Source organism: uncultured Microbacterium sp. (assembly GCF_963521695.1).
GTDB lineage: Bacteria > Actinomycetota > Actinomycetes > Actinomycetales > Microbacteriaceae > Microbacterium.
Window position 1 is genome coordinate 1 of the sequence record NZ_CAUQWC010000141.1, and the last position, 9237, is coordinate 9237.

A 9237-nucleotide genomic window follows, 5' to 3' on the forward strand; every position below is an offset into this window, starting at 1 on the left:
GGGCGCGGTCGCGCCCTGCCCGCACCGCCCGCGCCCGACGCCGACGCCGCGGTGCTGTTCACGTCCGGCTCGACCGGGCCGGCCAAGGGCGTCGTCTACACGCACGCGCAGCTCACCGCCCTGCGCGACACCCTCGCCGCGCACTTCGGCGTCACCGCCGACACGGGTCTCGTGACCGGTTTCGCGCCGTTCGCGCTGCTCGGCCCCGCCCTCGGCACGCGCTCGGCAACACCCGATATGGACGTCTCCGCTCCGCGCACCCTCACCGCCGCCGCCGTCGCTGCGGCCGTGCGGGCCTCAGACGCGCGGATGGTGTTCCTCTCCCCCGCGGCCGTCGCCAACGTCGTCGCGACCGCGTCGGACCTCACGACAGATGACCGCGCCGCGCTGGATCGGGTCGAGACGTTCCTGTCCACCGGCGCCCCGGTCGGCATCGACCTGCTCCGCCGCGCGCAGCGACTGATGCCGAACGCGGTCGCGCACACGCCCTACGGCATGACGGAGTGCCTGCTCGTCGCCGACGTGACGCTGCCCGAGATCGAGCAGGCTGCGGGCGACCGCGGGGTCTGCGTCGGCCGGCCGCTCGGCACGGGCCAGGTGCGTATCTCGGCGATCGACGCCGGCGGCCGCGCCAGCGGAGAGCCGACGACGGATGCCGGGGTGACCGGCGAGATCGTCATCTCCGCCCCCCACCTCAAGCGGGGCTACTTCCGCCTCTACCTCACCGACCGCGAGGCGCGTCGGGGCCTCCCCGACCGGTGGCACCGCACCGGCGACGTCGGTCACCTCGATGCCGACGGACGCCTCTGGGTCGAGGGGCGACTCCCCCACGTCATCACCACCGCCGAGGGCCCCGTGACCCCGGTCGGCATCGAGCAGGATGCCGAGACCGTCGACGCCGTCGCACGCGCCGCGGCCGTGGGAGTCGGACCCGTCGGCCGTCAGGTCGTCGTCGCCGTCGTCGAGGCCGGCGCAAGACGCCCCGGGCTCGCATCCCCCGCCCTCACGGATGCCGTCCGTGCCGCGACGCCGCAGCGGCTGGCGGCCGTCCTGGTGGTGCCCATCCTTCCGACCGACATCCGTCACAACTCCAAGATCGACCGCACCCGCGTCGCCGCGTGGGCCGAGCGCCTCCTGGCCGGCGAGAAGCCCACGGCGCCGTGAGGGTGCTCGCCACCGGTGCGTCCGGTTTCCTCGGCGGGGCCGTCGTGCGTGCCCTGCAGGACGCCGGACACTCCGTCCGCACCCTCCAGCGCCGCCCCTCGCGCGTCGACGGCGCCGAGGATCGTCTCGGTTCCGTGACGGATCCGGATGCCGTGGCATCCGCCCTCGACGGCATCGACGGCGTGGTGCACCTGGCAGCCAAGGTGTCGCTCGCGGGAGACCCGGCGCAGTTCCGCGCGGTCAACGTCGAAGGGACGCGCACGCTCCTCGACGCCGCAGCCGCCGCCGGCGTCTCGCGCATCGTGCACGTGTCCTCGCCGTCGGTCGCGCACGCCGGGCACGCTCTCGCGGGCGTCGGCGCCGAGCCCGCCGATCCGGATGCCGCGCACGGCGAATACGCGCGCACCAAGGCCGAGGCCGAACTGCTGGCGCTCTCGCGCGCCGGATCGGGCACCGCACTCGTCGCGATCCGCCCGCACCTGGTCTGGGGCCCGGGCGACACGCAGCTCATCGCCCGCATCGTCGACCGTGCGCGCCGGGGCCGTCTGCCCCTGCTGAACGGGGGTACGGCGCTCATCGATTCCACGTACGTCGACAATGCGGCATCCGGGATCGCCGCCGCCCTCGCGCGCGTCGACGACGTCAGCGGACGCGCCTACGTGCTGACCAACGGCGAGCCGCGTCCGGTCGGCGACCTGCTCGCCGGCATCTGCCGGGCCTCGGGTGTCACCCCGCCGAGGTTCAGCGTGCCCGCGGGGCTGGCTCGCGCGGCAGGCGCCCTCGTCGAGCGCGTGTGGGCCGTGCGTCCGGGCGAGGACGAACCGCCGATGACCCGCTTCCTCGCCGAGCAGTTGTCGACGGCGCACTGGTTCGATCAGACCGAGATCCGCCGCGACCTGCGCTGGACCCCCTCGGTGTCGCTGGACGAGGGTCTGCGCCGCCTGTCGCTCGCCTGAGGCCAGCGCGGTCGCCGGACCGCTTGGCCGCCGGATCGGCCGAGATCACACGATCGTGACCACCGCACACGCCCCGGCCGCCCCGCGACCTGTCACCTCGCGCGGATCGTGTGACCTCGCAGCGAACCACCCCGTCGTCTCCCCGGCGAGGCCCCGCCGCGCTGCGACGACGACGCGGTCACGAGCACGCGCGAGATCACACGATCGTGACCACCTCACACACCCCAGCCACCCCGCGACCTGTCACCTCGCGCGGATCGTGTGATTTCGCGCCCAGCGGCGGCGCCCGGCGGCGAGGCCCGGCGCGCGCACGACGGAAGGCCCGCCCCACGGGGGACGGGCCTTCCGGATGCCGCGACGACCGAGCCGCGGCGGGTCGCACTCAGACCAGGTCGAACCGGTCGAGCTCGGTGACCTTGCGCCAGGCGGCGACGAAGTCCCGCACGAACTTCTCCTTCGCGTCGTCCGAGGCGTAGACCTCGGCGAGCGCGCGCAGCTCGGAGTTCGACGAGAAGACCAGGTCGACACGCGTGCCGATCCCGATCCGCTCCCCCGACCCGTCGCGAGTGCCCTCGAACGCGTGCTTTCCGCTGTCGAGCGGCTTCCACGTCGCGCCCAGGTCGAGCAGGTTGGCAAACACGTCGTTGGTCAGCGCGCCCGGGGTGTCGGTGAACACGCCCCAGTCGCTGCCGTCCCAGTTCGCCCCGATCGCGCGGAGCCCGCCGACCAGCACGGTCATCTCGGGCGCGGTGAGCGTGAGCAGGTTGGCCTTGTCGAGCAGGAGGAACTCCGCCGGCAGCCGCGTCTCGCGCGAGGCGTAGTTGCGGAAGCCATCGGCGATCGGCTCGAGCCAACGGAACGAGGCGATCTCGGTCTGCTCCTGCGACGCGTCGGTGCGGCCGGGGGTGAAGGGCACCTCGACCTCGACGCCGCCGGCGAGGGCGGCCTGCTCGACACCGGCGTTACCCGCGAGCACGAGCAGGTCGGCGATCGAGACCTTCTTGCCGTCCGCGGCCTGCGCGTCGAAGTCGGCCTTGATGTTCTCGAGGACCGAGAGAACGGATGCCAGCTGCTCGGGGTTGTTGACCGTCCAGCTCTTCTGCGGCTCGAGGCGGATACGCGCACCGTTCACGCCACCGCGCTTGTCGGAGCCGCGGAAGGTGGATGCCGCGGCCCAGGTTGTGGTGACCAGCTGCTGCACCGTGAGGCCGCTGTCGAGGATCTGCCGCTTCAGCGCCGCCGCGTCGGAGGCGTCGATCAGCGCGTGGTCGACGGCGGGCACCGCGTCCTGCCACACGAGCACCTCGGCGGGCACCTCGGAGCCGAGGTAGCGCTCGCGCGGGCCCATGTCGCGGTGGGTCAGCTTGAACCAGGCGCGGGCGAAGGCGTCCTGGAACGCAGCCGGGTCTTCGGCGAAGCGGCGCGAGATCTTCTCGTAGGCCGGGTCGACGCGAAGGGCCAGGTCGCTGGTGAGCATGCGGGGCTCTCGGCGGCCGTCGGAGTGCGCCTCCGGCACGAGGCCCGCGCCGCCGCCGTTGACGGGACGCCACTGGTGCGCGCCCGCGGGGCTCTGGAAGAGCTCCCACTCGTAGGCGAAGAGGATGTGGAAGAACTCGTTGTCCCAGCGCGTCGGGTGGTAGGTCCAGGTGACCTCGAGACCGCTGGTGATCGTGTCGTCGCCCTTGCCGGTGCCGTGGCTGTTCGTCCAGCCCAGGCCCTGGTCGTTGATATCGGCGGCTTCGGGGTTCACACCCACGTGCGAGTCGCTCGCCGCGCCGTGCGTCTTGCCGAAGGTGTGGCCACCGGCGATGAGGGCGACGGTCTCTTCGTCGTTCATGGCCATGCGGCCGAACGTCTCGCGGATGTCGTGCGCCGACAGCTGCGGGTCGGGCGTGCCGTTGGGGCCCTCCGGGTTGACGTAGATGAGACCCATCTGCACCGCCGCCAGGGGGCGCTCGAGCTCACGGTTGCCCGTGTACCGCTCGTCGCCGAGCCACGTGGTCTCCGGGCCCCAGTACACGTCGTCGTCGGGCTCCCACACATCGGTGCGGCCGCCGGCGAAGCCGAAGGTCGGGAAACCCATGTCTTCGAGCGCGACGTTTCCGGCGAGGATCATGAGGTCTGCCCACGAGATCGACTGGCCGTACTTCTTCTTGATGGGCCACAGCAGACGGCGGGCCTTGTCGAGGTTGACGTTGTCGGGCCAGCTGTTCAGCGGGGCGAAGCGCTGCATGCCGGCGCCCGAGCCGCCACGGCCGTCGGTCACACGGTAGGTGCCGGCGCTGTGCCAGGCCATGCGGATCATCAGCGGGCCGTAGTGACCGAAGTCGGCGGGCCACCAGTCCTGCGAGGTCGTCATGACGTGCTGGATGTCGCTCTTCACGGCATCCAGATCCAGCGCTTCGAACGCCGCGCGGTAGTCGAAGCCCTCGTCGAGGGGGTCGCGCAGCGCGTTGTTCTTCGCGAGGATCTTCACGTTCAGGGCTTCGGGCCACCACACGCGGTTGGCCGAACCCTGGGTCGGGTGCGGCAGGGCACCGGCGGGCTCGCTGTCGGCGGGGGCTTCGCCCACCGGCAGTCGGTTGTCGTCGGGGGCGGCGCCGTCGGGGAAGACGGGGCATCCGTTCAGAGTGTCGCTCATCGGGATCCTCTCGGTTTTTCGGCTTCGGACTTCGCTCGACAATCGGAGCACACGCCCCAGAACGTCACCTCGGCGGTCTCTATGAGGTAGCCGCTTCCCTCCGGCACGTGCAGGCAGGGGGCGGAGCCCACCACGCAGTCCACATCGTCGATGCGTCCGCACGAGGTGCACACCACGTGATGGTGGTTGTCGCCCACGCGCAGTTCGAACGTGCCGGCGTGACCGGCGGGCTCGATACGCCGGGCGAGGCCCGCGTCGGCGAAGTCGCCGAGCGCGTTGTACACCGACTGCTTGCTGGTGCCCGGAAGGATGCCGCGGATCTCATCGAACACGGCGTCCGCCGTGGCGTGCGGATGCGCGCGCAGAGCCTCGAGCACGGCGACGCGCGTCGCCGTGACCCGCAGGCCCGCATCGCGGATGAGGGCATCCGCGGCGGCATCCGGTCGGCTGTCGAGCATGCGACGAGCCTACCTACTTTTGAGTGAATCAAAAATGACACGCCGGGAAACGATCGGATGCCGGATGCCGTTCACCCGGCCGTCAGCGTCGGCGTCCCCGCCTCGTACTCCGTGACGTCACCCGTTTCACCGGCGAGCGACGCTCGGCGACCCACCCACAGCATGTAGACGAGGAAGACGCCCAGCGCCGTAGCCCCGATGGCGATCTTGATCGGCCACGGCCAGTCGCGCGGGGTCACGAACCCCTCGACGACGCCCGACAGCGCGAGGGCGAAGACGAGTCCCACCGCCACCGTCGCGAGCGACCGACCGGCAGCGGCGAGGGCCTCCCCGCGCGTGCGTCGGCCGGGCGCGACCCACGCCCAGAAGATCTGCAGCCCCGCCGCCCCCGCGACGAAGATGGCCGTGAGCTCCAGCAGTCCGTGCGGGAGGATGAACTGGAAGAACACGTCGGCGCGGTCGAAGGCGATCATGATCGCGGCCGACTGGCCCACGCCCACGGCGTTCTGCATGATCACCATCAGCGGCCACACCCCGGTCACCCCGAACATCACGCACTGCGCAGCGATCCAGGCGTTGTTGGTCCAGACCGTCCCCGCGAAGATCGCGTTCGGATTCTCGCGGTAGTAGTCCACGAACTGCTCGTCGGCGTAGTTCTGCAGATCGCTCTGCGCGCCGAGTGCGGCGATCGCGGCGGGATCGCCCGAGATCCACAGGGCGACCAGCGTCGACACCAGAAGGAAGAACACCGTCACTGCCAGCGTCATCCAACGCACGCGGTACAGGGCAGCCGGCAGCTGCAGCAGGAAGAAGCGGGGAAGCTGCTTGAGCACGTTCTCGCGGACGCCGGTCAGGCGCAGGCGGGTGCGAGCCAGCAGGATCGAGACGTAATCGCCCTGGGGCGTCCGCCCCGCCGAGGTCTTGATGTCGGCGAGATCGGCCGACGCCGCACGGTAGCGGGTGACGAGTTCGTCGACCTCGGGGCCACTCAGATGCCGCGTGCGCCCGAGCTCGTCGAGACGGGCCCACTCGTCCCGCCGAGCGGCCGTGAGGGCGTCGAGGTCCATGTGATCAACTGTACGCATGGCTCTGCCTCCGACCCCCGCTCCCCCGGTCACCGTGGTGCACATGAACGCGGACGAGATCCTCACCGGCGAAGCTGTCGCCCTCGACGTTCAACCGGTCGGCTTCTTCCTCCGCGCCCTCGGAGCCGTCATCGACTTCGTCGTCGGTGTCGCCGTGCTGGTGGGCTGTGCACTGCTCCTGCTCTGGATGATCGGGGCGGGCACCCTGCCGGAGTCGGCGATCGGCATCGGCGTCATCTCGTTGCTCGTGGTCGTCATGGTGGTGCTGCCCACCACGGTCGAGACGCTGTCTCGCGGGCGCAGTCTCGGTCGCCTCGCCGTGGGTGCCCGCATCGTGCGCACCGACGGCGGCGCCGCGGGCTTCCGGCAGGCCTTCATCCGCGCATTGGTGGGGGTGCTCGAGCTGTGGTTCACCCTGGGCGCGATCGCGGCCGTGGTCGGCATCTTCACGCCGCGCGCGCAACGCCTCGGCGATCTGCTGGCGGGTACGGCCAGCGAACGCACCCGTACGCGCCCCTTGCCGCCCGCGGCCCCCGGGGTGCCACCGGGTCTCGAGCCCTGGGCCGAGATCGCCGACGTCTCACGGCTGCCCGATCGTCTCGCCGCGCGCATGTCGCAGTTCGTGCGCGGGGCCGAGGCACTGGAGCCTGCCGCCCGAGCCCGCGTCGCGGCATCCCTGGCCGAGGCCGTGCGCCCCTTCGTCTCACCCCATCCGTCCGTGGATGCCGAGACGTTCGTCCGAGCGGTGTCGGCCGCGCGGCGCGACCGCGAGTACCGCGCGCTCGTCCTGGAGAATTCGCGGGCCGCAGCGCTCACCGAGCAGCCCTGAGCCGCAGGGGTTCGGTTCGGGGCGTATCTGGCCGTTCGGGGCGAGAATCGTCTGCCCCGAACGACGAAGCACGCCCCGAAACCCCCGTGGAGGGATCCGGAACCCGACCTCCCGCGCGCGCCTTCCCGGCGCGAACGGATCAGGTGCGCAGCGTCTCGTGGCGCACGACGACCCAGCCCTTGGGCACCGACAGCCGGTCGGCGTGGATCGCGCACAGGTCGTGCGCGTGAGGGTCGCCAGCGGGACCCATGGGGCCCAGGGCCGCCATCTGGTCGCCGTAGTCGTAGGTGAGGGTGCTCATCGCCTCGCGGGCGCATCCCACCTTCGAGCAGAGTCTGTCGCGCATCGCCGGTCAGCCTAGTCAGCACCTCCCCCGCAGCCTTCACGCCGCGCCGATGCCCGGCATCCGCTCCCTCACCACCGTGGCACGCGGGGTCTGCCGACCCAGTGCGCCCGGGTCTGCCCACCCGGGCGCACGCGCGAACGTAGGATGGGCGCATGATGCGTCGCCGATCCCGCGAAGCGCGGCCGGTCGCCCGCCCGTCGCGTCACGGGCGGCACGGGCGCGAGAACCGCAGCCCGGTGGTGCGACCGCCGCTGCCCCCGATCGACACGCGCGTCGAGAGGTTCGACATCGCCGTGAGCACCGCGGCGGAGTTCCTGCGCTCGGCCTGGACCGACCTGCGCGAGGTGTCGTTCGAGATCGGCATCATGCCCCCCGCCTCGGCCGACGGCATCCCGCGCTGGACGGTTCTGCGGGAGCAGAAACGCATCATCCTGTACCGCGTGCCCATCGAACGCCTGGGACACCCGCATCACGACGACGATCTGCACCGTCGCATGGTGATCGAGGGGGCCGTGTTCCGCGCGGCCGCCGAGTACCTCGATCGCGATCCCTGGGACCTCGGACCGGAGCGGTTCCGGTTCTTCTGAGCCACCGCCTCGGGGGATGACGCGATCTGGCGCATCTCGCCGTCACGGCGATGCGACCCCGGCACGTGCTGCCCGGCCAGCACCTCAGGGCAGGACGGTGACCGCCGACGCCGCGGCATCCGCCGGCCAGAGCGGGTACGACGCCAGTGCCGACGTCCCGGCGTAGGTGACGGCGGCGCGCACCGGCGCGGTCGTCTCGAGGCGGTACACGCCCGCCCCGACCGACAGCGCTGTGCTCGAACCCGCGGTGACAGAGTTCGAAACGGGGTCGCCGCCCTCGACGGGGGTGAGCGTGACGCTCGCGTCGCTCGTGCCCGTCGCGAGCACGACAGCCGCGCCGGAGCCGGGGGCCACGGCGATGACGCTGGGATCGGCGATCTCGGGGGCCGCGGCGTACCAGGCGAAGTCGACGCCCTCCCCGAAGCCCGTCGTCGACCACGTCGCGCCCACGACGGGGGCGGTGGCCGACACCTCGACCGTGTACATGCCCTCGGCTGTGCCCGACAGGTCGACGGCGGTGGGGAGTCCGGCGCTCAGCGGGATGTCGAAGGCGGCGGGGGCGGGGGTCGCGGCACCCACCGGGACCAGGGTGATGGTGGCGGTGGCGTCTTCACCCGGCGCCAGCAGGCGCAGGACGGTGCCGGCCTGGCCCGCCGCGGCCGGGATGACCTGCACACCCGGCATCACCAGGCGCGTGTCGGCCTGCGCCGTCGGTGCCACCTGCTCGACACCGCCGGGTAGCAGCACCCGGGTCACACTCGTCTGCAGCGCCGCGTGCACGGGGGCACCGGACGAGACGACCCGCACGACGGGGCTCTCCTCCCCCAGCAGCAGTCCCGCCAGGGGCACGATGCGGCGCTCGCCGGCCGCGACGACGATGTTCTGTCCGCTGGGCGGCGTCGACGCGCCCTGCGAGCCGTACACCGACAGCTGCACCGTCGCCGGCACGCTGCCGGGATTGGCCAGTTCGATGAGGTCGTTCGCGCCCGTGGTGCTCGCGCCGCCCACCAGCCACGACTCCGCCAGCGGCGGACGGCACGCGGATGCCGCGAAGCCGACGAGGTCGTCGGAGGCGGCGGTGGCCGACGTCGCCGCAGCGATCGAGGTCAGGACCCCCTCGCGCGGCGCCGCTCGGAGGACCGGGGCGTCGCCGTCGGAGGCTCCCGTCGCC

The 9237-nt window shown here is 72.2% G+C and carries 9 protein-coding genes; 4 read left to right on the forward strand and 5 right to left on the reverse strand.

The annotated features are described in order from the left end of the window. Together RWP81_RS10995 and RWP81_RS11000 are read left to right on the forward strand one after the other, a co-directional pair. Nucleotides 1–1164 (forward strand): AMP-binding protein (locus RWP81_RS10995; protein ID WP_314456045.1); only part of this gene is annotated, 1164 nt, incomplete at its 5' end. Further along, entirely contained in the window at nucleotides 1161–2120 is a 960-nt protein-coding gene (locus tag RWP81_RS11000; protein ID WP_314456047.1) for an NAD-dependent epimerase/dehydratase family protein, read from the forward strand. The genes RWP81_RS10995 and RWP81_RS11000, both read left to right, overlap by 4 nt. 382 nt (nucleotides 2121–2502) lie before the next feature. Here RWP81_RS11000 and katG read toward each other — a convergent pair whose 3' ends face one another. From katG to RWP81_RS11015, 3 genes are all read right to left on the reverse strand, one after another. After that, nucleotides 2503–4761 (reverse strand): catalase/peroxidase HPI, encoded by a 2259-nt coding sequence (gene katG / locus RWP81_RS11005; RefSeq protein ID WP_314456049.1) that lies wholly within the window; start codon nucleotides 4759–4761, stop codon nucleotides 2503–2505. Continuing rightward, nucleotides 4758–5219, reverse strand: coding sequence for a Fur family transcriptional regulator (locus tag RWP81_RS11010; protein WP_314456051.1), 462 nt, complete (start codon nucleotides 5217–5219; stop codon nucleotides 4758–4760). Before RWP81_RS11010 ends, katG begins: the two co-directional genes overlap by 4 nt. A 71-nt stretch (nucleotides 5220–5290) precedes the next feature. Beyond that, on the reverse strand, nucleotides 5291–6286 hold the full coding sequence (locus RWP81_RS11015; RefSeq protein ID WP_314456053.1) for a stage II sporulation protein M: 996 nt from the start codon (nucleotides 6284–6286) through the stop codon (nucleotides 5291–5293). Nucleotides 6287–6302: 16 nt separating this feature from the next. Between RWP81_RS11015 and RWP81_RS11020 the strand changes: the two genes are divergently transcribed. Further along, entirely contained in the window at nucleotides 6303–7133 is an 831-nt protein-coding gene (locus RWP81_RS11020; RefSeq protein WP_314456055.1) for an RDD family protein, read from the forward strand. A gap of 139 nt (nucleotides 7134–7272) precedes the next feature. Here the strand turns inward: RWP81_RS11020 and RWP81_RS11025 are convergent, their stop codons facing one another. Next, nucleotides 7273–7479, reverse strand: a complete 207-nt coding sequence (locus RWP81_RS11025; protein ID WP_055958394.1) for a DUF3499 family protein — start codon at nucleotides 7477–7479, stop codon at nucleotides 7273–7275. Nucleotides 7480–7634: 155 nt separating this feature from the next. Between RWP81_RS11025 and RWP81_RS11030 the strand changes: the two genes are divergently transcribed. Continuing rightward, nucleotides 7635–8066 (forward strand): hypothetical protein, encoded by a 432-nt coding sequence (locus RWP81_RS11030; protein WP_374108650.1) that lies wholly within the window; start codon nucleotides 7635–7637, stop codon nucleotides 8064–8066. Nucleotides 8067–8150: 84 nt separating this feature from the next. Here the strand turns inward: RWP81_RS11030 and RWP81_RS11035 are convergent. Beyond that, nucleotides 8151–9237: DUF5719 family protein (locus tag RWP81_RS11035; RefSeq protein WP_314456058.1), on the reverse strand; the 1087-nt coding region annotated here is incomplete at its 5' end.

Bases quoted from the DNA above. Each gene is read 5' to 3' on its own strand.
- RWP81_RS11020 (WP_314456055.1), top strand. From the start codon at position 6,303: ATGGCTCTGCCTCCGACCCCCGCTCCCCCGGTCACCGTGGTGCACATG.
- RWP81_RS11030 (WP_374108650.1), top strand. From the start codon at position 7,635: ATGCGTCGCCGATCCCGCGAAGCGCGGCCGGTCGCCCGCCCGTCGCGT.
- katG (WP_314456049.1), bottom strand. From the start codon at position 4,761: ATGAGCGACACTCTGAACGGATGCCCCGTCTTCCCCGACGGCGCCGCC.
- RWP81_RS11010 (WP_314456051.1), bottom strand. From the start codon at position 5,219: ATGCTCGACAGCCGACCGGATGCCGCCGCGGATGCCCTCATCCGCGAT.
- RWP81_RS11015 (WP_314456053.1), bottom strand. From the start codon at position 6,286: ATGGACCTCGACGCCCTCACGGCCGCTCGGCGGGACGAGTGGGCCCGT.
- RWP81_RS11025 (WP_055958394.1), bottom strand. From the start codon at position 7,479: ATGCGCGACAGACTCTGCTCGAAGGTGGGATGCGCCCGCGAGGCGATG.